Source organism: Conexibacter sp. CPCC 205762 (assembly GCF_030646155.1).
GTDB lineage: Bacteria > Actinomycetota > Thermoleophilia > Solirubrobacterales > Solirubrobacteraceae > Conexibacter.
The window spans coordinates 68,918-90,673 of sequence record NZ_JAUTDN010000004.1; the positions used below are offsets into that span (position 1 = coordinate 68,918).

16 protein-coding genes are annotated in these 21,756 nt (G+C 74.0%); 9 read left to right on the plus strand and 7 right to left on the minus strand.

All coding sequences use genetic code 11. From position 1 onward, the window contains the following. Positions 1–76: 76 nt before the first annotated feature. The 3 genes from Q7L73_RS05665 to Q7L73_RS05675 all read right to left on the minus strand — a co-directional run bounded on the left by Q7L73_RS05665 (position 77) and on the right by Q7L73_RS05675 (position 5,241). A complete protein-coding gene (locus Q7L73_RS05665) occupies positions 77–1,132 on the minus strand; it encodes a zinc-dependent metalloprotease (protein ID WP_304686652.1) in 1,056 nt (351 codons plus the stop codon). Between the two features lie 93 nt (positions 1,133–1,225). Further along, entirely contained in the window at positions 1,226–4,240 is a 3,015-nt protein-coding gene (locus Q7L73_RS05670) for an FG-GAP-like repeat-containing protein (RefSeq protein WP_304686653.1), read from the minus strand. A 152-nt stretch (positions 4,241–4,392) separates the two neighbouring features. Next, a complete protein-coding gene (locus Q7L73_RS05675; RefSeq protein ID WP_304686654.1) occupies positions 4,393–5,241 on the minus strand; it encodes an inositol monophosphatase family protein in 849 nt (282 codons plus the stop codon). An 18-nt stretch (positions 5,242–5,259) separates the two neighbouring features. On the opposite strand from Q7L73_RS05675, the gene Q7L73_RS05680 reads away from it, so the two are divergent. Together Q7L73_RS05680 and Q7L73_RS05685 are read left to right on the plus strand one after the other, a co-directional pair. Further along, positions 5,260–8,463 (plus strand): ATP-dependent DNA helicase, encoded by a 3,204-nt coding sequence (locus Q7L73_RS05680; protein ID WP_304686655.1) that lies wholly within the window; start codon positions 5,260–5,262, stop codon positions 8,461–8,463. 81 nt (positions 8,464–8,544) lie between these two features. Further along, positions 8,545–9,564: a hypothetical protein gene (locus Q7L73_RS05685; RefSeq protein WP_304686656.1), complete on the plus strand. Its 1,020-nt coding sequence runs from the start codon at positions 8,545–8,547 to the stop codon at positions 9,562–9,564. 12 nt (positions 9,565–9,576) lie between these two features. On the opposite strand, the gene Q7L73_RS05690 is transcribed toward Q7L73_RS05685, so the two are convergent. Then, on the minus strand, positions 9,577–10,479 hold the full coding sequence (locus tag Q7L73_RS05690; RefSeq protein WP_304686657.1) for a PAC2 family protein: 903 nt from the start codon (positions 10,477–10,479) through the stop codon (positions 9,577–9,579). Between the two features lie 27 nt (positions 10,480–10,506). On the opposite strand from Q7L73_RS05690, the gene Q7L73_RS05695 reads away from it, so the two are divergent. Next, positions 10,507–11,412, plus strand: a complete 906-nt coding sequence (locus Q7L73_RS05695; RefSeq protein WP_304686658.1) for a 3'-5' exoribonuclease YhaM family protein — start codon at positions 10,507–10,509, stop codon at positions 11,410–11,412. A 10-nt stretch (positions 11,413–11,422) separates the two neighbouring features. Here the strand turns inward: Q7L73_RS05695 and Q7L73_RS05700 are convergent, their stop codons facing one another. Further along, positions 11,423–11,971, minus strand: a complete 549-nt coding sequence (locus Q7L73_RS05700) for a pentapeptide repeat-containing protein (protein ID WP_304686659.1) — start codon at positions 11,969–11,971, stop codon at positions 11,423–11,425. 51 nt (positions 11,972–12,022) lie between these two features. Between Q7L73_RS05700 and Q7L73_RS05705 the strand changes: the two genes are divergently transcribed. Beyond that, on the plus strand, positions 12,023–13,807 hold the full coding sequence (locus Q7L73_RS05705) for a potassium/proton antiporter (RefSeq protein ID WP_304686660.1): 1,785 nt from the start codon (positions 12,023–12,025) through the stop codon (positions 13,805–13,807). 51 nt (positions 13,808–13,858) lie between these two features. After that, a complete protein-coding gene (locus tag Q7L73_RS05710; RefSeq protein WP_304686661.1) occupies positions 13,859–16,705 on the plus strand; it encodes a LuxR family transcriptional regulator in 2,847 nt (948 codons plus the stop codon). Positions 16,706–16,708: 3 nt separating this feature from the next. Here the strand turns inward: Q7L73_RS05710 and Q7L73_RS05715 are convergent, their stop codons facing one another. Continuing rightward, entirely contained in the window at positions 16,709–17,446 is a 738-nt protein-coding gene (locus Q7L73_RS05715) for a hypothetical protein (protein WP_304686662.1), read from the minus strand. Positions 17,447–17,561: 115 nt separating this feature from the next. Then, the gene (locus Q7L73_RS05720; RefSeq protein WP_304686663.1) at positions 17,562–18,977 is read right to left on the minus strand and encodes a DHA2 family efflux MFS transporter permease subunit; all 1,416 of its coding nucleotides are present in this window, start codon (positions 18,975–18,977) and stop codon (positions 17,562–17,564) included. A gap of 100 nt (positions 18,978–19,077) precedes the next feature. Here Q7L73_RS05720 and Q7L73_RS05725 point away from each other — a divergent pair, with 100 nt between their 5' ends. The 4 genes from Q7L73_RS05725 (at position 19,078) to Q7L73_RS05740 (ending at position 21,719) form a co-directional block, all read left to right on the plus strand. Continuing rightward, entirely contained in the window at positions 19,078–19,548 is a 471-nt protein-coding gene (locus Q7L73_RS05725) for a winged helix-turn-helix transcriptional regulator (protein ID WP_304686664.1), read from the plus strand. Positions 19,549–19,675: 127 nt separating this feature from the next. Beyond that, positions 19,676–20,305 (plus strand): CAP domain-containing protein, encoded by a 630-nt coding sequence (locus Q7L73_RS05730; protein ID WP_304686665.1) that lies wholly within the window; start codon positions 19,676–19,678, stop codon positions 20,303–20,305. Positions 20,306–20,323: 18 nt separating this feature from the next. Further along, on the plus strand, positions 20,324–21,169 hold the full coding sequence (gene otsB, locus Q7L73_RS05735) for a trehalose-phosphatase (protein ID WP_304686666.1): 846 nt from the start codon (positions 20,324–20,326) through the stop codon (positions 21,167–21,169). Positions 21,170–21,182: 13 nt separating this feature from the next. Then, positions 21,183–21,719 carry a hypothetical protein gene (locus Q7L73_RS05740; protein WP_304686667.1) on the plus strand — a complete coding sequence of 179 codons (537 nt, stop codon included), beginning with the start codon at positions 21,183–21,185 and terminating at the stop codon, positions 21,717–21,719. The last annotated feature ends 37 nt before the right edge of the window (positions 21,720–21,756 follow it).

Here is a 21,756-nt window from a genome sequence, read left to right on the forward strand (position 1 = left end):
CAGGTGTGCGGGCGAACACCCGTTTGTAAACCGGAACGGCCCCGGCGTTACACCACCGATGTGTGCGAACGGACGTTCAGGCCGTCAGCGCCGGTGGAACGTCCGTTCGGCGCAGCCAGGCGAGCGGCTCCTCGACCTCTGGCAGCGTCGGCATGTCCGCGGCGCTGCGCCAGACGCGGTTGAGCGCCTCGATCCCGCCCTCGCGCACGACCGTGTCGCAGAAGACCTTCCCCTGCTGGTACTGGCGCATCTTCATCTCCATGCCGAGCAGCTTCATCATCAGCCGCGACGGCGTCGACTGCGTCTTGCGGCGCGCGTCGAGCGCTCTGCGCAATCTCGGCAGGCCCGGCAGCAGCGGCTCGCCGACGGCGTCCATGACATGCTCGGCGTAGCCCTCGACGACGGCCATCGTCGCCTGCATCGTGTCGATCGTGCGCTTCTCGCCGGGGCTGGCGACGAGCGTGACGAGGTCGCCGGAGCGGACGACCTCGACGATTCTCTTGACGTCGTCGGTGCGCGGCAGGCGCAGCGCGCGTCTGGTGTCGATCCGCAGCTGGGCGCTGTCGAGCAGCTCCTGCACCATCGCCGCCATGTGCGGCTGCAGCCACGGGACGCCGGCGAACTGGACCGCGTGCGTGACCTCGTGGATCGCGACCCAGCGGAGGAACTCCTCCTCGTCGGCCTCGAACGTTCTGATCGACTTGGCGAGGTTGGGGACGACGTAGAGCAGCCGCGGCGGCGCGTCGTCGGGCGTCGCCTCCAGCAGCACCAGCTCGTACTGGCCGAGCACGCGCTGAGCGAGGTAGCCGAGCATCACGCCGACCTCGGCCGTCATGACGGCGCCCGCGGCGAGCTGCACGATCGGTCTGGCGGGCTTGGCGACTCTTCTGCCGACCTGTCTCAGCGCCGGGTCCAGCAGCCGGCTCATCGAGGCGATGTTCGCTCTGATCCACTCCGCCCGCGGCACCGGCTCGGCCTCCGGCAGCGCCGCCTGCGGCGTCAGCCCGGTGTAGGCGATCACGCGCTCGGCGCTGTCGCGCGTCAGCTCGCCGAGGTCGGCTCTGAGCGGGGTGTGTTCCGGTCTGCCGGCGACGTGCGCCGCCAGCCGTTGGACGAGCGGCCAGTCGATCATCAGGTGTCCATCATGGCAGCGTCGGCACCCCGGCTGCCGGGGGAACCGTCGGGCGGGGACGAAGCGCGACCGCTCCGCCCCCGCCGCCGCACGTCAGAGCGCCTCGGTCGAGACGACGTCGGCCTTTCCGTCGCCGTCGACGTCACCGACGCCGAACTGGACCGGCGGGTTGATGTCGCTCAGCACCGTCAGCAGGCTTCCGATCCCGGCGCCGTTGCTCGTTCCGTAGAGCGCGCGGAAGAGCCCGTCGCCCTGCGGCTCGACGCTGACGACGTCGGCCTTGCCGTCACCGTTGACGTCGCCTGCGCCGAGCGCCGCCGGTCTCACGCGACCTCTCGACACCGTTGACCAGGTCGCCACTCCGGGGCCGTTGGAGATCCCGTACATGTAGCGGTATCTGCCACCGCCGGTCACCACTCTGTCGTCCTCGACGGCGACGATGTCGGCCTTCCCGTCGCCGCTGACGTCGCCGACCGCGATCGCCTCCGGCAGCATCATCCCGCTCAGCACCGACGACCACGACGCCACGCCCGGGCCATTGCTGATCCCGTACATGTAGCGGTATCTGCCGTTCCCGGACGACACGCCCGCGTCCTCGACCGCCACGATGTCAGCCCTGCCATCCCCGTTCACGTCACCGACCGCGACTCTGTCGGGCAGCGCCATGCCTCTCAGCACCGGCTCCCACGTCGCGATCCCGGGGCCGTTGGAGATGCCGTACATGTAGCGGTATCTGCCGTTCCCGGACGACACGCCCGAGTCCTCGACCGCGACGATGTCCGCCTTCCCGTCGCCGTTCACGTCACCGACCGCGATCGCCTCCGGTCGCATCATCCCTCTCAGGATCGCCTCCCATCTCGCGATTCCGCTGCCGTTGCTCGTGCCGAGGACGTACTGATATCTGCCGTTGCCGCTCGCGACGCCGGAGTCCTCGACGGTGAGGATGTCCGCCTTGCCGTCACCCGTCAGATCGCCGACGGCGTACGCGACCGCGCCTCTGCGGTCCCCCGGCACGTAGTTCCAGTCGGTGATCGTGACGCCGCCGGTGAGGCCGAACAGGTAGCGGTATCTCCCGCTGCCGTCGCTCTCCAGCGAGACGACGTCAGCCTTGCCGTCGCCGCTGACGTCCGCCGCCGCGAATGCGAGCGAGGGGTTGAAGTCACTCAGCACGGTGCTCAGACTGGCGACGCCGGAGCCGTTGCTGAGGCCGTAGAGGACGCGCGTGCGGCCGTTGTGCTGCGGCTCTGCGGCGACGACGTCGGCCTTGCCGTCAGCGTTGACGTCGCCGACGCCGAGCCGGCTCGGCAGCGCTCGGCCGGTCAGCACCGATGACCACGTGGCCACGCCGGGGCCATTGGAGATCCCGTACATGTAGCGGTATCTGCCATTGCCGGACGACACTCTGTCGTCCTCGACGGCGACGATGTCCGCCTTGCCGTCGCCGCTGACATCACCGACCGCGATCAGCTCCGGCAGCATCATCCCGCTCAGCACCGAACTCCACGTCGCGACACCCGGGCCGTTGCTGATCCCGTACATGTACCGGTATCTGCCATCGCCAGACGACACTCTGTTGTCCTCGACGGCGACGATGTCCGCCTTGCCGTCACCGTTCACGTCACCGACGGCGACTCTGTCGGGCAGCATCATCCCGCTCAGGACCGACGACCAGGTCGCGATCCCGCCGCCGTTGGAGATGCCGTACATGTAGCGGTATCTGCCGTTCCCGGACGACACGCCCGCGTCCTCGACCGCGACGATGTCGGCCCTGCCGTCACCGTTGACGTCACCGACCGCGATCGCCGCCGGCTTCGCCATCCCGGACAGGATCGGGTTCCAGCTGGCGATCCCCGCGCCGTTGCTCGTCCCCAGCATGTAGCGGTATCTGCCGCCTCCGCTGAGGACGCCGGAGTCCTCGACGGCGATCACGTCGTCCCTGCCATCGCCCGTCAGGTCGCCGACGGCGACCAGCTCCTGCGTGCCGAGCCCGCTGAGGACGTAGTTCGCGTTCGCGACCCCGACGCCGCCGGTGCGGCCGACGATCTGTCTGTAGACCGGGACGCGGAAGGTGCGATCGGCGCCGTAGCTGACTCCCGCGCGGCTGGCGGCGACGAGGCGGTAGTGGTAGGTCGTCCCCGGTGAGAGGTTCTCCAGCCGATGGCTGACCGCGACCGCGGCGGTGCCGCTGCCGGCGCTCTCATCGGCCGACGAGCTGCCGTAGGCGGTGGTCGTCCCCCACTCGAAGGAGAGGTTGGTCGGATTGCCGTTGGGGTTGGCGGCCCCGTTCAGCGTCGCGCTCTCGAACGCGACGCCGCTCGCCGCCTGCGTGTCGACGTCCGCGAGTCTCGGCGACAGATACGTGAGGCCGTTGGCGTCGCCGGCGCGGTACGTCGGCGCGTCGTAGCTCGACGGGTGCATGACCTGGAGCTGGCCGCCGTAGGTGGGCTCGTGATGGTCGAGGCCGAGCGCGTGCCCGACCTCGTGCGCGAGCACGTGACGGTGGTTGTACGCGGTGTTGTACGCCGGGTTCGTCAGCATCGACGGGTGGATCCAGACACGGCCGCCGTTGATCACCCAGGCGCCGGAGGCCGGCTCGTAGGTCGAGTTGCGAGGCCCTGCGCAGCCGGCCCAGCTCCCGCTGCATGGCGACGTCGAATCGACCGAGACGAGGATCTCGCCCGCGTCCGGTTCACGGTCCGGGGTGACGTCGGGCACCGTCCCCGCCGCGACCGTGATCGCCGGCCCGCCATTGGCCGCGACATCGCCGACGACCTGCGTGACGTAGGACCGCAGCAGCTCGACGTTCCCCTCTCCGGTGGCGACGAGCCGCAGCGTGTACGCCGGCCGATCCCGGTAGCGGCCGTCAAACGTCGTGAAGCCGTCGCCGACCAGCGGGCCCGGAGGTATCGCCGGGGGTGCGAGCGCCTGCGGCCCGAGCAGTCGCGCCCCGGGATTGCTCAGCTCTGGCGGCCGTGCGATGTCGCCGTCCAACGGCGGTCGTGCCGCGTGGGCGGCAGGCACCGCCGCCGCGAGCGCCGCAAGCGCGGCAACAGCCGCGCCGACGCCCTGGCGCGTCGCGCGACGCGCCCCCAGTCCCGTCCCGATCATCGATGTCCCCTTCGGAGTCGGATCGCCAGCCCGGCGGTCCCGCAGCCGGCAGCGCGCTGCGCCTTCCCCGCAGCGCCGCTGTGGGACTTCTACCAGCGCTGACTGGCGCGTCAACGCTCCTGGCCAACCATCCGAGCGAACGTGCGAGGCGATCAGGCGACGACGCGCGCGAGCGCGGCGAGCGACGCGGGTGAGCGCGCGCAGACGATCGGCGAGTGCGGCTCGACGTCGAGCGGGGCGGCGAGGCCGTCGCCGCCGCAGAGCGGGAAGGCGACGTGGCCGCCGGCCTCGCGCACGATCAGCTGCGCGGCGGCGGCGTCGACGGCGCGGCAGCGTCTGAGCGAGATCATCCCGTCGAGGCGGGCGGCGGCGACCTGGCAGATCGTCAGCGCCATCGCGCCGAGCACGCGCAGGCGCTCGGTCTCCTGCTGCAGGCCGTCGATCGAACGCGCGATCCAGCGCGGGTCGGCGACCTCGACGCCGAGCACCTCCAGCTTGCCGCTGCGCCCGCGCCGCTCCGGCAGCGACGGGTCGAGCGCCACGCCGTCGAGGAACGCGCCGCCGTTGCGGACGGCCGTCCACTCTTCGCCGGTGCCGTAGTCGTGCACGAAGCCGAAGGCCACGTCCGCCATCGTCGGCCCGTCGGCGACGGCGATCGACAGCGCCGCCGACGGCAGCAGCCGCTTCGCGTTGAGCGAGCCGTCGATCGGGTCGATCACGACGCGCACGCCGTCGCCGCCGTAGTCGACCTCGCCGCGCTCCTCCGAGACGGCGGTGAAGCGGTGCCCGGCGGCGTGCAGCAGGTCGAGCTGGGCGAAGACGGCGTCCTCGGCGGCCTGGTCGATCACGAGCGTGCGGTCGCCGCCCTCGCCGCGCTGGCCGGTCTCGACGGCGCGCTCGCGCGTGCGCGGCGTCTCGCGCAGGATCCGGCGCAGCGCGTCCGCCGCGACGCGCGCGGCCCCGAGCCAGTCGGCGTCGAGCGCCGTGCCAGTGGATCCCATCGACGGCATACTTGCAGGGTGTCCGTGCTTGATGGCCTGTCCTCCGCGCAAACAGCGGCCGTCACCCACGCCGGCGGGCCGCTGCTGATCGTCGGCGGCGCCGGCAGCGGCAAGACGCGCACGCTCGTCGCCCGCTTCGCGTGGCTGGTCGAGCAGGGCGAGGCACCCGAGGCGGTGCTCGCGCTGGCCCGCTCCGAGCGCGCCGCCGACGCGCTCCGCCGCCACGTCGAGGACGCCGTCCAGCAGCCCTACGAGGAGCTGGCGGTGACGACCGTCCACGCCTTCTGCGCGCGGCTGCTGCGCGAGGAGGCGCTGGCCGGCGGGCTCGACCCGTTCGCCGTCGCGGTCGGCCGCGCCGACCGGCTCGCGATGCTGCTGGAGCGGATCGACGAGCTGACGATCCGCCGCCACGACTTCCGCGGCAACGCGGCGGCGCTCGTCGCCGGCTTCGTGCGCCGGATCGACCGCCTCAAGGACGAGCTGATCGGCGCCGACGAGTACGCCGCCTGGGCCGCGACGCTCGGCGGCGAGGACAGCCCGCCGACCGCGGGCGACGACTACATGGCGCAGGGCGGCGAGCGCGCGATCAGCGACGCGGACCGCTCCCGCGGCGCCCGCGAGCGCGAGTTCGCGTCGATCTACCAAGCGCACGACCGGATGCTCGCCGAGCAGGGCGCGCTCGACAGCGGCGACCTCGTGATCGGCGCGCTGAGACTGCTGCGCGAGCACCCGCACGTGCGCGCCCGCGTCGCCAGGCGCTACCGCCACCTGCTCGTCGACGACGTGCAGGAGCCGAACTTCGCCCACGGCCTGCTGCTGCGACTGCTCGCCTCCGAGCACGGGAACCTGACCGCGGCCGGCGACGACGACCAGGCGATCAGGCGCTTCCGCGCCGCCGCGACGAAGAACCTGCGCGACTTCCAGGCCGAATTGCCGGACGCGACGGTCGTGCGGCTGGAGCACTCCTTCCGCTGCCCGCAGCGGGTGATCGACGCCGCCGCCGCGGTCGTCGCGCCGCTGCAGGACCGGATCGAGAAGCGGCTCGACGGCCCGCTCGGCGGCGAGGTCAGCTTCTGGCGCGCGGCCAACGAGCGCGCGCAGGCGCAGGCGGTCGCGGCCGACGTCGAGCGGCTGATCGCGCGCGAGGGCGTGCCGCCGGAGCGGATCGCAGTGCTGGTGCGCTCGATCGCGCGCGAGGGCCAGGCGGTCGCGGTCGCGCTGGAGGAGCGCGCGGTCGGCCACCGGCTGGTCGGCGACGCCGCCTTCTTCCAGCGCGCCGAGGTGCGCGACCTGCTCGCCTGGCTGCGGCTGCTGGTCGATCCGGGCGACGCCCCCGCGGTTGTCCGAGCGCTTGCTCGGCCGCCGATCGAGCTGCGCCAGGTCGACCTCGCGCGCTGCACCCAGATCGCCCGCCGGCGCAAGCTCGACATGGTCTCCGCGCTGGGGGCGGCGCTGGAGTCGCCGCAGATCCCGCCGGAGGCGCGCGACCGCATCCGCATGTTCCTCGGCCTCTACAGATCGGCCGTCGCGGCGCTCGACACGATGCGCCCGGACCTCTTCGTCCACCGCCTGATCGAGCGGCTCGGGCTGCGCCGCCAGCAGCTCTTCAGCGCCCAGGCGGAGGTCGTCGAGCGGCTGCGCGGGCTGGCCCGCTTCGGCGAGCTGGCGACGGCCTTCACGCAGCGGCGGCCGCAGGCGACGCCGCGCGAGTTCGCGCGCTCGATCGCCGCCGCCGCCGAGGCCGGGCTGCGCGAGCAGGAGGAGCCGACGCCGATCGCGGCGCGCGGCGTGCAGGTGCTGGCGATGGACGCCGCGCCGGGCGTCGAGTTCGACCACGTCTACGTGCTCGGCCTCCACGCCGCCGGCATGCCGGGCGCGCACACGCGCACGCTGGAGCCGATCGACCCGGCGCTGCTGAAGGAGACGCTGTCGCAGGACGACGACGCCGCCCACGTCGCCGAGATGCGGCGGCTGCTGCACGTCGCGATGACGCGCACGCGCGGACGGCTCGTGCTCGTCCACCCGCAGGCGAGCGAGCGCGGCGCCGCGCAGCCGCCGTCGCCGTTCGCCGAGGAAGCGCGGCTGGCGGTCGACGGCCACTGGGAGGAGCGCGCCGAGGAGCTGTTCGGGCCGGCCGAGTCGCTCCACTCGACCTACCGGATCCTGCGCGACGAGCTGCTGGAGACGATCAAGCGGACCGGCGGGCGGATCGGCGAGCTGCGCTTCGACACCGACCTCGACGTCTCGCACGCGATCGTCCGCTACCTCGAGGTCGTCAAGCTGGCGGCGCTGATCGAGCGGGCGCGCGAGGAGCCGCTCGCCGACGCGCTCGCCGAGGTCAACGCGCGGCTCGCCTCGGCGGTCACAGGCGAGCAGCGCGACATCCTCCAGACCTCGCCGCTGGACGAGTGGCTGCTCGACGCCGACCGCGACGACAGACGCCGCGCGGCCGCGATCGCCGCACGCGAGGAGCCGACGCTGGAGCCGTTCCTGCCGCGCCGCGGCGACGGCGTGATGCTGAGCGCCTCCGACATCGACACGTACCGCACCTGCCCGCTGAAGTACAAGTTCGCGCGCGTCTTCCGGATCCCGCAGGAGCCGACGCTCAACCAGCGCTTCGGGATCCTCGTCCACCAGGTGCTGGAGCGCTTCCACTCCGACGGCGCGACGAACACGCTGCCCGAGATGATGGGCCTGCTGGAGGCCGGCTGGCGGCGCGGCGGCTTCGGCGGCTCCGAGCAGGAGATCCAGCTGCGCGGCAAGGCGACCTCCGCGCTGACGCGCTACTACGAGCGCTTCCAGGAGGAGCCGGCGCAGCCGGTCGCGTTCGAGAGATCGTTCTCGTTCAGACTCGGCCCGCACCTGCTGCGCGGCCGCGTCGACCGCGTCGACAAGCTGCCCGAGGGCGGCTTCGAGCTGATCGACTACAAGACCGGCCCGCCGAAGACGCGCGCCCAGCTGGAGCAGGACGTGCAGCTGTCGCTCTACGCCGTCGCGGCGAGGGAGGCGTGGGAGTTCGAGGCCGCCCGCGGCGCCTACTACTACGTGCTCGACGACGCGAAGGTGCCGGTCGAGCGCTGCGACGGCGACCGCGAGTGGATCGAGGAGATCGCGACCGAAGTCGCCGAGGGGATCCTCTCGCAGGGCTTCGAGCCGACCCCCTCGTTCGCCGCCTGCTCCTGGTGCGACTACCGCCTCGTCTGCCCGGCGGCGGAGCGGTAGCCGGGCGAAGCGCGCATCCTCCGGGGCCGCACGGGGCAGGTGAGTGGCGCACCCCTCAACCTGTCCCTCCGGAGGAGCCCGATGCGCCCGAGCCGCCGCCACGTCACTCCCGCCCTCTTCGCAGCGGCGCTCGCAACCGGCGCGAGCGCGATCGCTGCCGCCGGAGCCGGCGCCGCCGGGGTCACCGTCACCGGCGACGACGGCGCGCCGGTCGCGATCTCGCCCGGCTCGCCGCCGGCGCTGCGCAACCTGCGGCCGCAGGCGGTCGTCACGCCCGACCCCGGCACGCGCTACTCCGTCGCCGTGACCGGGCCGGACGGCAGAGCGGCGGCGCCGGCCGTCACCTGCGCCGACGCCGCGCAGCCCGCGACGGTGCAGGTCTCCTACCGCGGCAACGGCGCCTACGGCGTCGCGCTGACGAGCTACGCCGGCACCGACACCGCCTGCGCCGCGCCGCTCGGCCCGGCGACCAGCTACCCGTTCACGATCGCCGGCAGAGTCGTGCTCGGCAGCGCCGGCCGCTTCCTGCTGCGGACGCCGGGAAGCCCGACGCGCAGAGCGCTGTCGCTGCCGGTCAACGCCGACCCCGGCTCGCAGTCGCGCGAGATCCGCTTCAAGCTCAACGGCAGCGTCAGACGCGGCGGCGCGCTGAAGGGCAGATCGACCGCCGCCGGCTACGCCAACGGCGCGGCCGTGCTGCGCTTCCCCGGCCCCGGCACCTACACCGTCGTCGCGCGCGACGCGGCCGACGGGGTGCAGACGCCGTGGAGCGCGCCGGTCAGAATCCGCGTCGTCGCGCCGTTCGACCTCAGCTCGATCAGATACCCGGACCGCTCCGGCCCGCGCTTCCGCGTCTTCGCGCAGATCCGCGAGGGCGGCGACGCGACCGGCGTCGTCTCGGTCGCGATCGCCGGCCCGCGCGGCCCCTTCCGCGGCCTCGGCCGCGCGCGCATCAACGGCGACGGCGCCTTCGGCGCGCTCTTCACCGCCAGAACGGCCGGCGTCTACAAGCTGCGCTTCACCTACCGCGGCAACAGACTGGTGACGCCGGGTGTCGTGACGGCGAGATTCACCGTCGGCACCGCGATCGTCAGCGGCTGAAGGCGGCGCGCCTCAGCGGCCGGGACCGCCGGGGCCCGGCCCGGCGCCCTCGTTGCCGCGCTGTCTGAGGAAGCGCATGAAGTCGGACGCGAGCCTGTCGCCGGAGGGCAGCTCGGTCGGGTCCAGCGGCTCGTCCTCCTCGTCGGCGGCCTTCTCCAGCCGCTCGACGAACGCCTGCACGTCCGGGTCCGACTGGACCGCGAGGTTGACCTGCCGCTCGTAGTCGCCGGCGGCGCTCTCCAGCTCGGAGGCGTCGACGGAGACGCCGACGAGGCCCTCCAGCTTGCGCACGAGCGCGAGCGCAGCCTTCGGGTTCGGCGCCGAGGCGATGTAGTGCGGGACCGACGCCCACAGGCTCGCGGACGGGATCGCGGCGTTCTGGCAGGCCGCCTGCAGCACGCCGACGATGCCGGTCGGGCCCTCGTAGGAGGTCGGCGTCAACTGCAGCCGCTCGACCAGGCCGGGATCGGAGGAGAGGCCGCTGATGCCGATCGGGCGCGAGTGGGCGACGTCGGCCAGCAGCGCGCCGAGCGAGACGACCATCTGCACGCCGAGCGCCTCGGCGAGGTCGAGGATCAGCTGGCAGAAGGTGCGCCAGCGCATCGACGGCTCGCTGCCGGTCAGCAGGATCAGGTCGCGCGGGGCGCGCGGCACGCGCGCCTCGAAGATCTCGACCTCCGGCCATTCGATCGTGCGCGTCAGCCCCTCGACCAGCTTGACGTGAGGACGCGTCGCCTGGAAGTCGAAGAACTCCTCCGGGTCGATCGTCGCGAAGCGTGTTGCGCCGAGTGCGGTTCCGACGAACTGGAGCGCGGTCGTGGCGGCGTCGCCCGCGTCGTTCCAGCCCTTGAACGCACAGACGAGGGCGGGGGCGCGGAGCCCGTCCGGCCGGCGTTCCCATTGCAGTGGCTGCATCAACTCAAAGTAGTACATGATGGGCGGGTGACCGACCCGCTCACCGTCAGCGCACTGCGCCCCGGAACGCAGATCGACGGGATCTTCGCCTGCACCCGCAAGGACCGGCTGCTGAGCCGCGCCGGCACCCCCTACCTGGCGCTGGAGCTGCGCGATCGCACCGGCTCGCTGACCGCGCGCGCCTTCAGAGACGCCGACCTGCTCGCCGGCCGCTTCGAGCGCGGCGACCTCGTGCGCGTCGCCGGCCGCGTCGAGCGCTTCCGCGACGAGCTGCAGCTGGAGATCGCGGCGATCGCCAGAGCCGACCCGTCCCAGGCCGACCCGGCCGCCTTCCTGCCGAGCGCCTACCGCGACCTCGACGAGCTCGACGGCTTCCTCGAGCACCTCGCGCGCGAGGTCTACGAGCCGGGCTGCAAGGCGCTGCTCGCCGACCTGCTCGGCGACGCCGAGCTGCGCGCGCAGTGGCGCCGCGCGCCCTGCACCCGCAACGGCCACCACGCCTACCTCGGCGGGCTGCTGGAGCACACGGTCGCGGTCGGCACGCTCGCGCAGGAGACCTGCCTGCTGCACGTCAGACTCGACTCCGACCTGCTGATCACCGCCGCGCTCGTGCACGACATCGGCAAGACGCGCGAGTTCACCTACGGCGCCGAGTTCGGCATCAGCGAGGAGGGGCGGCTGCTCGGCCACGTCCAGCTCGGCGTGCGGCTGCTGGAGCAGCGCGCGGCGCGGATCCCCGAGCTGACCGAGCCGCGGCTGCTGGCGCTGCTGCACTGCGTGCTCGCGCACCACGGGCCCGACCAGGCGCCCGGCCGCCGCTTCGGGACGGCCGAGGCGCTCGCGCTCGCGCGCATCAACGCGCTCGACGCGGCGATCAAGGGCGCGCTGGAGCACGGGCTCAACCCCGGCTTCGGCGGCCCGCCGGCCGGCTGAGGCGGGGCCGCTACTCCCCCTCGCCGAGCACGCGGATCCCGATCGCCGCCGCCAGCTCGCCGGCGATCCCGACGACGTCCGGCCACGGCATCCCGACGCCGGCCAGCCGCTCGGCCGCGATCACGCCGTCGAGTCTGCAGCCGCGCATCTCGCTGAGGCGGAATCTGGCGTGCGAGAAGTCGGCCTTGCTGAGGTCGCAGCCGTCGAAGACGACCGCGCTGAAGACGGCCTCGGCGACGTCCAGCTCCTGCAGCTGGCAGCCGCGGAAGACGACCCGCTCGAAGGTCGTCGCGCGGAAGGCGGCGAGGTCGACGCGGCAGTTCTCGATCACGACGTCGCGGACCGTCGACTCGGCCAGCTGGATGCCGGTCATGCGACAGGCCTTCAGCTCGACGCGCTGGAGAAACGCCCGGCGCGCGCGCAGATTCGCGAGGTTGGCGTGGTCGAGCACGACGTCGATCAGGCCGTCGGTCTCCAGCAGCGCGTCGTCGATCAGCTCGGGATCGAGCTGGTTCGGCGGCTGTCGAGGTGCTCTGGGAGGAAGCGGGGAGGCAGGCATCCGCCGGGAGGCTAAAGGCAAAACCGCGCGTAGCATGAAAGGGTTGCGTCCGTGGCGGACGGTCACCTCATCCTGATCGCGGGTGCGCTGCTGTTCGCCGGCATCGCCGCCTCGCTGCTGGCGGGTCGGCTGCGGCTGCCCTCGCTCGTGCTGTTCCTCGGCATCGGCATGGCCGTCGGCTCCGACGGTCTCGGCTGGGTCGACTTCAGCAACTACGAGATGGCGCGCGAGATCGGCATCATCGCGCTCGCGCTGATCCTGTTCGAGGGCGGCCTCACCGCCGGCTTCGGCGAGATCCGCCCGGTGCTCAGGAACGTCGTCAGCCTGGCGCTGTTCGGCACGCTGATCACGGCCGCGATCTGCGGCCTGGCGGCGAGCTGGCTGTTCGGCTTCACGCTGCTGGAGGGCCTGCTGCTGGGCGCGATCGTCTCCTCGACCGACGGCGCCGCGATCTTCGCGCTGCTGCGCGGCTCGTCGCTGAAGAGAAAGCTCGGCCGCACGCTCGAGGGCGAGGCCGGCATGAACGACCCGATCGCGGTCCTGCTCGTGGTCGGCTTCATCGACTGGATCGAGAAGCCCGACTACGGCATCGTCGACATGCTCTGGCTGTTCGTGACCGAGGTCGGGATCGGCGTCGCGATCGGCGCCGCCGTCGGCCTCGGCGCGGTCCAGCTGTTCCAGCGCGCGCAGCTCGCGACCCCCGGCCTCTACCCGGTCGCCTCGATCGCCGCCGCCGCGCTCTCGTTCGGCGCCGCCGACGCGCTGCACGGCTCCGGCTTCCTCGCCGTCTACCTGACCGGCCTCGCGCTCGGCAGCGCCCACATCCCCGCCAAGCACACGATCACCTCGTTCCACCAGGGGCTGGCGTGGGTCGCGCAGCTGACGATGTTCCTCGTGCTCGGCCTGCTCGTCTTCCCGAGCCAGTTCGGCGACATCTGGCTGGAGGGGACCGTGCTGGCGCTGGTGCTGGCGTTCGTCGCGCGCCCGATCGCGGCCTACGTCGCCGCCGGGCCGGGCTTCAGCTTCGCCGACCGGACCGTGCTCGGCTGGGCCGGCCTGCGCGGCGCGGTGCCGGTCGTGCTGGCGACCTTCCCGGTGCTGGCCGGCGTCCACAACAGCTCGGACTTCTTCGACATCGTCTTCTTCGCCGTGCTGCTGTCGACGGTCCTGCAGGGCTCCTCGTTCGAGGCGCTCGCGCGGCGGCTGGGCGCGACCGCGGCGGCGCCGTCGCTGACGACGAGCGCGCTGTCGGAGACCGGCACGATCCGCTCGCTCGGCGCCGACTCGGTCGAGTACGCGGTCGCGCACGACGACGCGATCGTCGGCCTGCGGATCCGCGACCTCGAGCTGCCGCGCGCGGCGGTCGTGAACCTGATCGTGCGCGACGAGCAGGCGGTCCCGCCGCGCGGCTCGACGAGAGTCCGCGCCGGCGACATGCTGCACGTGCTGATCCGCCGCGAGGCGCTGCCGGTGATGCGCGAGCTGACCGACCGCTGGCACAGCGGCCCGATCGGCCCCAGACCGCGCCCGAAGCGGATCCCCGAGGGCCATGCGCCGGTCTTCCACGTCCGCCCCTGGAGCAGCGCCGACGACGGCGACCCCAACAGGGCCGAGACCGTCGCCGGCCGCATGGTCGTCGACCGCCTCCGCACCCGCCGCGACGTCCCCGGCGCGCTCGTGCTGCTCGACGACGGCTACTTCGCCGTCACCGGCCCCGTGCTCGCGCTCGGCCGCGAGCAGCTGCTCTCGCAGTGGGTCCGCCGCAAGGCCCGCGCCGCCCCCACCGACGCCGAGCGCTCCTGGTGGGAGGAAGTGCTCGGCGCGCTCGCGCTGTAGGCGGCGGCCGGACCGGCGCCCCGATCGACCGGTTCGTGGCACGCTGCTCGCGTGAGCGGGCTGTTCGAGCGTGAGCGCGAGCTCGCCGAGCTTGACGCGCTGGTCGCGGACGCATGCGCCGGCAACGGGCGCCTCGCGGTGGTCGAGGCGGCCGCCGGGCTCGGCAAGACCCGCCTGCTGCTCGCCGCGCGCGACCGCGGCCGTGCGGCGGAGATGCTGGTGCTGACCGCGCGCGCCACGGAGCTGGAGCGCGACTTCCCGTTCGCGCTCGCGCGCCAGCTGTTCGAGCCGGCGCTCGCGTCGCTCGCGGCGCCGGCGCGCGAGGCGCTGTTCGAGGGCGCCGCCGGCGCGGCGCGCGGCGTGGTCGCGCCGTCCGGCCCCGGCGCGCCGGCGGCCGAGCCGGCGGGCGGCGCCTTCGCGGTGCTGCACGGCCTCTACTGGCTGACGGCCGCGTTCGCCGAGCAGCGGCCGCTGCTGCTCGCGGTCGACGACGCGCACTGGTCCGACGCGGCATCGCTCGACTTCCTCTCGTTCCTGCTGCCGCGGCTGGAGGAGCTGCCGCTGCTGCTCGTCGTCGCCTGCCGTCGCGACGAGCCCGGGGCCGAGCGCGGGCTCGCGCGGCTCGCGACCGACTCGCTGGCGCAGCGGCTCATCCCCCGCCCGCTCAGTCCGCGCGCGACGACGGCGCTGCTCGCCGACGCGCTCGACCACCAGCCGGAGGAGACGTTCGCCGCGGCCTGTCACGAGGTCAGCGGCGGCAACCCGTTCCTGCTGGGCGAGCTGGCGCGGACGATCGCGACCGAGCGGATCGATCCTGCCGCCGCGCCGGCGTCGCGCGTGCGCGAGCTGGCGCCCGAGCGCGTCACGCGGACCGTGCTCGTGCGCCTCGGCCGCCTCTCCGCCGACGCGCAGGCGGTCGCGCGCGCCGTCGTCGTGCTCGGCGACGGCGCCGACAGCGCGCTCGTGGCCGAGCTGGCCGGGCTCGGCGAGGCGGCGGCCGCGCAGGCGGCCGACGAGCTGCGCGCGGCGGCGATCCTCGACCGCGACGCGACGCCGCGGTTCCTCCACCCGCTGGTCCGCACGGCGCTCGACGTCGAGCTGCCGGCGGGTGAGCGCGCGGCGGCGCACATGCGCGCGGTCGAGCTGCTGCGGGCACGCGGCGCCGGCGCGCAGCAGCTCGCGGCGCACCTGCTGGCGACCGACGCGCGCGGGCTGCGCGCGACGACGGAGACGCTGCTGGAGGCGGCCCGAGCGGCGCTCGCGAGCGGTGCGCCGCGTTCGGCGGCGGCCTATCTGATGCGCGCGCTGAACGAGCCGGCGCCGGACGACCTGCGCGCCCCGCTGCTGAGCGCGCTGATGGTCGCGAGCATCCGCTCGCCCGACCGCGAGCTGTTCGAAGCGCTGCTGCCCGAGGTGCTCGCGCAGCTGGAGCGCGATCCGAGCCTGCGGCCGCGGTGGGGCGTGAAGGTCAGCGTGTGGATGACGCTCAACGGCCGCGTCGAGGACGCGGCGCCGCTGCTGGAGCGCGCGATCGAGGTCGCCGACATGCAGGGCGACGCCGAGCGCGCCTTCCGCCTGGAGGCGCAGCTGAGCCTGGTCAGACCGCGCACGCTGCCGCAGACGCGCGCGCAGCTGACGCGCTACCTCGCCGAGATCCCGTCCGACAGCGGCGGCGGGCGGCTGCTCGCCGCGTACGAGTGCGAATGGCACGCGTTCGACGGGACCGCCGACGACGCGACGGAGGCGGCCCGGCGCGCGCTCGCCCACGACTGCCGCATCTTCGTCGAGCAACCGGAGTTCTTCGCCCCCGGCAGGCCGGTGCTCGCGCTGCTGCTGGCCGACGAGGTGCCGCTGGCCGAGCGCGCCGTCGCCCGTGCGCTGGCGATCGCGCGCGAGCGCGGCGCGACGCCCGAGCTGGCCGCCTCGTGGTGGATGAGCTCCGGGGTCGCGTGGGCCCGCGGCGACCTTCCGGCGGCCGATGCGGACATCCGCCAGGCGCTCGCGGTCGCGCGGCTCGGACGGCTGCGCTACGCCGAGCTGCCGCTGCGCGCGACGCTCACGAGCCTGCTCGTCGCGCGCGGTGAGCTGGCGGCGGCCGAGACCGAGCTCGACGCCAGCGGCATCGGCACGGGGATGCCGAACGCCTTCGTGCTGATCCTGTGGCTGTTCGCGCGCGGCCAGCTGCGCTTCGCGCAGGGACGGTTCGAGGAGGCTGCCGCCGACTTCGAGACGCTGGAGCGCTTCGCCGTCGGCTGGGGCGTGATCGGCGCGCCCGCGCCGCCGGTGTACCTGCTGGTCGCGCACGTCGCGACGGCGCTCGGCGATCGCGAGCGCGCCCGCGCGCTGGCGGACGCCGCGCTCGCCCGCGCGCGGCGGTGGGGCGCCCCGCCGCTGATCTCCTCGGCGCTGCGCGCGCAGGCGGCGACGCTCGACGACGAGGGCCGCATCGGGACGCTCGCGGAGGCGGTGACGGTGCTCGATCGCTCGCCCGCACGGCTCGCGCGGGCGGAGGCGCTCACCGACCTCGGCGCCGCGCTGCGCCGCGCGCGGCGCCGCGCCGACGCGCGCGCGCCGCTGCGCGACGCGCTTGAGCTGGCGCGCCGCTGCGGCGCCGCCGAGCTCGCCCGTCGCGCGCACGACGAGCTGGCGGCGACCGGCGAGAAGGTGCGTCGCTACACGCCGATCGGCGTCGAGTCGCTGACCCCGAGCGAGCGCCGCGTCGCCGAGCTCGCCGCCGGCGGAATGACGAACCGGCAGATCGCGCAGACGCGCTTCCTGACCGTCAAGACGATCGAGACGCACCTCAGCTCCGTCTACGACAAGCTCGGGATCCGCTCGCGCCGGCAGCTGCCGGCGGCGCTCGGCGAGCCGGCGCGGCCGGCCGCCGACGCCGGCTGACGCTCACCTCCAGTCGAGCAGCCCGTTCACGGTCACCGGCGCGCTCTCTCTCAGGAAGCTGAACGAGGCCGCGAACGGCACGACGCCGCTCCATCTGCCGGCCTCTATCAAGCCGCGCGTCCTGCCTCTGACCGTGGTCGTCGCGCCAGCGCTGAAGCTGATCGTCCGCAGCTCGACGAACCAGTCCTCGGCGATCTCCTGCAGTCTGTACGGGACCTGGATGATCAGTCTGTAGCCGAATCTGCCGCTCGTTCTCACGAGCCGGGTCTCGAACGCCTCGCTGACGAGCACCGGGTTCTCCGCGAAGGCGTGCACGGTGACCTCTCCTTCGCCGCCGTTGAAGAGCGTGAGTCTGCCCGGCACGTTGAAGGCGTCCGCGGCCGGCACGTCAGCGCGGAACGTGCCGGAGCCGACCCGCGAGCCGGCCGGGCAGCGCTTGAAGCTCCCGTTCGCGGCGTTGATCGTCGCGGCGCTGCAGACAGGGAAGAGCCGTCTGTTGAGCGTCACGTCGGCGGGGAAGCGCACGTCGGCCTCCGCCAGCGTCATCGACTGGCCGGGGCGGTCGGGCGCCAGCGTCGCTCTGACGGCGAGCGTGAGCGGCTTGCCGGGCGGGGCGTTCTGCGGCGTCACCTTCGCGGTGACGGTCGCTCTGGTCGCGACCGCGGCCGGCGCTGCGGCGAGCAGCGCCGCGCCCGCCGCGGCCAGCCCGGCGCCGCACGACAGACGAGAGGGGAGGGACATGCGCGCACCTGCTGACGGTTGGAGACAGAGCAGACGTTCATCGCCGCCACTATCCGTCGCCGCGAGGCAGCCGCGCTACGGGGACCCGACCCTCAAGTCGACCCTGAGGAGCGCCTCAGGCGGCGGCGGCCACCTCCGTCGCGGCCGGCGGGCTCGCCGGCGCCGGGGCGTGGTGGGTGACGGGGCCGAGCATGAGCGCGACGAGCGCGCCGGCGGCGGCGGCCGCGGCGATGAACCACCAGCCGTGCTGGAAGGTGGCGAGCGCGTCGGCGGGGGCGGGGCTGCCGAGGATCGCGACGAGCACGGCGACGCCGAGCACGGAGCCGACCTGGCGCGACATCGTGAAGACCGCCGTGCCGGTGGCGAAGCGGGCCGGCGGCAGCGAGGCGGCGGCCGCGCTGGAGAGCGGGGCGAGCGTGAGGCCGACGCCGACGCCGCCGACGCACCAGGCCGGCAGCAGTACGGAGGCGTAGACCGGGTGGGCCTGCATCCGCAGCGCGCACCAGGCGGCGGCGAGCGCGAACAGGCCCGAGCCGGCCGCGGCGACCCAGCGCTGGCCGACGCGCGCGGCCAGTCTGCCGCCGAGCACCGCGGTGCCGGCGGCGAACAGCGGGCCGGGCGCGAGCGCGAGGCCGGAGCGCAGCACCGACCAGCCCCAGACGTCGGTCAGGAAGAGGACGTTCGCCAGCAGCGTCGCGGCGAAGGCGACGGTGAACAGCAGCACCGCCAGGTTCGCGAGCGCGTAGGAGCGGACGCGCAGCATCGACAGCTCGACGACCGGCGCCGACGAGCGGGCGCAGTGGGCGACGAAGCCGGCGAGGCCGACCGCCGAGGCGACCAGCGCCGCGACCGTGCGCGGATCGCTCCAGCCCCATTCGGGCGCCTGCACGAGCCCGAGCGACAGCAGCGCGATCGCGGCGACGAGCAGGACGGTGCCGGCGAGGTCGGGCCGTCTGGCGGACGGGTCGCGCGCCTCCGTCAGGACGCGGCCGGCGGCGACCACGGCGAGGATCCCGACCGGCACGTTGACGAGGAAGACGAGCCGCCACGAGACCTCCGTCAGCAGCCCGCCGAGCGGCGGCCCGGCGGCAGCGGCGACGCCGCCGATCGCGGCCCAGACGCCGATCGCGACCGGCCGCCGCGCGGGCGGGAAGGCCGGCAGCAGCAGCGCCAGCGAGGTCGGCATCAGGAAGGCGGCGCCGATCGCCTGCACGACGCGGGCGGCGACGAGCGCCGGCACCGACGGCGCCAGCCCGCACAGCGCCGAGGCGACCGTGAACAGCGCGATGCCGCCGCTGAAGGCGCGCCGCCGGCCGACGCGGTCGGCGATCCGGCCGGCCGGCACGAGCAGCGCGGCGAAGACGATCGCGTACGCGTTCAGCACCCACGAGAGGCCGCCGAGCGAGCTGCCGGAGAAGTCGCGCACGAGGTCCGGCATCGCGACGTTGACGATGAAGAGGTCGAGGTTCGCCATGAAGACGGCGAGCGAGACGACGGCGAGCACGCGCCCTGGGCGCTGCGCGGTTGGCATGGCGGAACGGCCTCCCTTGCGATTTGCAACTGACTCGATCGCAGACCGTACGCGCATCGATTGCGTTTTGCAAGGAGCAGGGAGTAGGATGATCTCTGCGATGCCCTACCGATCCTTCGACGACCAGAACTGCTCGATCGCCCGCACGCTGGCGATCGTCGGCGAGCGCTGGACGCTGCTGGTGCTGCGCGAGATAGCGCTCGGGCGACGGCGCTTCGAGGAGATCAGACGCGAGCTGGGCGTCGCCAGCAACATCCTCGCGGACCGGCTTCAGACGCTGACCGACCACGGGATCCTCGAACGCCTCGACGACCCGCCCCGCTATCGCATGACCGACAAGGGCCGCGATCTGCAGCCGGTGCTGACGGCGCTGATGCGCTGGGGCGACAGATACACCGCCGGCGAGGACGGCCCGCCGGTCGTGCAGGTGCACAAGGGCTGCGGCCACGACGCCCACCCGCAGCAGGTCTGCGCCCACTGCGGCGAGACGATCGGCCCGCGCGACCTGACGCTGCGCGCCGGACCGGGCGCGAACGAGCGCCAGCGCGAGCAGCTCGCCGCGCGCGGCTGAGCGTCCTCGCAGCTCGAAAACCTGCGCATTCCCGTGCAAAGCCGCTCCGCTCTGCTGAGTTCGAGCGATCAGGGAATCTCGATTGCGATCGGATGGCCGGCGATCGCAACGGAGGCGAGCGTCCACGATGGGACCGGGTCAGGACGACGGCAGCACGCGGCGACGCCGCATCGGCGCCGCGCTCGTGCTCGCGGCGGCGGTCGTCGTGGCGATCGTCGCCCCCGGCGGCGCGCAAGGCGCGGTCGGCGCCTCGAAGGCGGACGTCGCCGCCTGCCCGGCAAGCGACGCGATGCCGGTCGCGTCGGTCTCGGACGAGCGCTCCGAGCGAGCGCTGCTGTGCCTCGTCAACCGCGAGCGGGCGCGCGCCGGCATGCGCCCGCTGCGGGCCAACCGCTGCCTCGCGCGAGCGGCCGACGCGCACGCTCGCGACATGGTCCGCGAGCACTACTTCGAGCACGACTCGCGCGACGGGACCGGCTTCGCCGAGCGGATCCTCGCGACCGGCTACGCGCCGCCCGACGCGCGCTGGACGGTCGGCGAGAACCTCGCCTGGGGCTCCGCGCCGGCCGGCGACGCCGCCTGGGTGATGGACGCCTGGATGAACAGCCGCGACCACCGTGCCAACCTGCTGCGAGCGAGCTTCCGCGACGTCGGCCTGGCGGCGGTCGCGGGCGCGCCGGTCGACGCCGACGGGCCGCGCGCGACCTGGGCGGCCGACTTCGGCATCCACGACGGCGGACGCGGCCGCTGCGGCTGAGTCGCCATACTAGGTCGGGTGACCCCCGCCAGACCTTCGGCGGAAGCATCCGACGCGCGCCTCGCCGAGGCGCTCGCGCCACTGCGCGCCGACCCGTCGCGGACGGCCGTGCTGCTCGACATCGACGGCACGCTCGCGCCGATCGTCCGCTACGCCGACGACGCCCACGTGCCCGAGCCGACGCGTTCGCTGCTGATCGAGATCGCCCGCCGCTACGGCGTCGTCGCCTGCGTCAGCGGCCGCCGCGCCTCCGACGCGCGCCGGATCGTCTCGATCGGGACGATCAGCTACATCGGCTCGCACGGCACCGAGCTGCTGAGAGCGGGCGGCATCGAGACCGTCGTCGACCCGGCGGTGCGCGACTGGGGCAGGCGGATCCAGGCGTTCGGGCGCGAGGCCGACAGCGCCGAGCTGCGGCGGCTGCGGGTGCGGATCGAGGACAAGGGCTCGATCGTCGCCTTCCACTGGCGCGGCGCGCCCGACGAGGAGGCGGCGCGCGGCGCGATCGACGCGATCGCCGGCCGCGCCGAGCAGAGCGGGCTGCGGACCCACTGGGGCCGCAAGGTGCTCGAGGTCCGTCCGCCGGTGCGGATGGACAAGGGCGCCGGCATCCTCAGCTTCCTCGAGCACGCCGAGCTGGACGCGGCGATCTACGTCGGCGACGACGTGACCGACCTCGACGCCTTCCGTGCGCTCGGCGAGCTGCTCGCCGAGGGGCGGATCAGAACCGCGCTGCGCGTCGGCGTCGCCTCCGACGAGGGCCCGAGCGAGCTGGCCGAGGAGGCCGACCTGCTCGTCGACGGGACCGACGGGGTCAGGCACCTGCTCGAGCTGCTGCTCGGCGACGCCGCGCCGGCCGCCTGAGGCGGGCCGGCCGATGCGCTTCACCGACTTCCTCAAGGCGACGGTGATGACGAGCGCCGCCGCCGCGACCGTGCTCGCCGTCCTGACCGGCTTCGCCGCCGGCCGCGCCGACGACACGCTGCTGGTGCCGTTCTCCGCCGCCTGGTGGGTCGCGGCCGGCGGCATCGGCGTGCTGCTCGGCCGCCGCGCCGACACCTCGCCGCCGATCGCGCGCTTGCTGGCCGACGCCAGATCGACCAACTCGCTGCCGGAGGTCTCGCCCGCACGCGTGCTGCTCAACCGCCTCTGGCCGCTGCTCGTCTGCACCGTCGCGGCCGGCGCGGCGGCGCTGTGGCTCCCGCAGATCGCGGCGATCGCGGCCGGCTTCGCGATCATCTGGGCGCTCTCGTGGCGGCGCCAGGACGCCGCCGTGACGGCGATCGAGGGCCGCGACGGCGTGCGCTACTACGTCGAGCGCACCTCGCCGATGAGCGCGATCCGGCTGCTGCGCACGCCCGGCTTCCGCACGAGCGCGTGGGAGCAGCTGGAGGAGGAGCGGACGGCGCACTGACGCGCCCGGCGCGCGGCGCGCCGGCGCCGCCGCGCCG

Bases quoted from the DNA above. Each gene is read 5' to 3' on its own strand.
- Q7L73_RS05740 (WP_304686667.1), top strand. From the start codon at position 21,183: ATGCGCTTCACCGACTTCCTCAAGGCGACGGTGATGACGAGCGCCGCC.
- Q7L73_RS05730 (WP_304686665.1), top strand. From the start codon at position 19,676: ATGGGACCGGGTCAGGACGACGGCAGCACGCGGCGACGCCGCATCGGC.
- Q7L73_RS05665 (WP_304686652.1), bottom strand. From the start codon at position 1,132: ATGATCGACTGGCCGCTCGTCCAACGGCTGGCGGCGCACGTCGCCGGC.
- Q7L73_RS05720 (WP_304686663.1), bottom strand. From the start codon at position 18,977: ATGCCAACCGCGCAGCGCCCAGGGCGCGTGCTCGCCGTCGTCTCGCTC.
- Q7L73_RS05725 (WP_304686664.1), top strand. From the start codon at position 19,078: ATGCCCTACCGATCCTTCGACGACCAGAACTGCTCGATCGCCCGCACG.
- Q7L73_RS05715 (WP_304686662.1), bottom strand. From the start codon at position 17,446: ATGTCCCTCCCCTCTCGTCTGTCGTGCGGCGCCGGGCTGGCCGCGGCG.
- Q7L73_RS05670 (WP_304686653.1), bottom strand. From the start codon at position 4,240: ATGATCGGGACGGGACTGGGGGCGCGTCGCGCGACGCGCCAGGGCGTC.
- Q7L73_RS05675 (WP_304686654.1), bottom strand. From the start codon at position 5,241: ATGGGATCCACTGGCACGGCGCTCGACGCCGACTGGCTCGGGGCCGCG.
- Q7L73_RS05700 (WP_304686659.1), bottom strand. From the start codon at position 11,971: ATGCCTGCCTCCCCGCTTCCTCCCAGAGCACCTCGACAGCCGCCGAAC.
- Q7L73_RS05685 (WP_304686656.1), top strand. From the start codon at position 8,545: ATGCGCCCGAGCCGCCGCCACGTCACTCCCGCCCTCTTCGCAGCGGCG.
- Q7L73_RS05690 (WP_304686657.1), bottom strand. From the start codon at position 10,479: ATGCAGCCACTGCAATGGGAACGCCGGCCGGACGGGCTCCGCGCCCCC.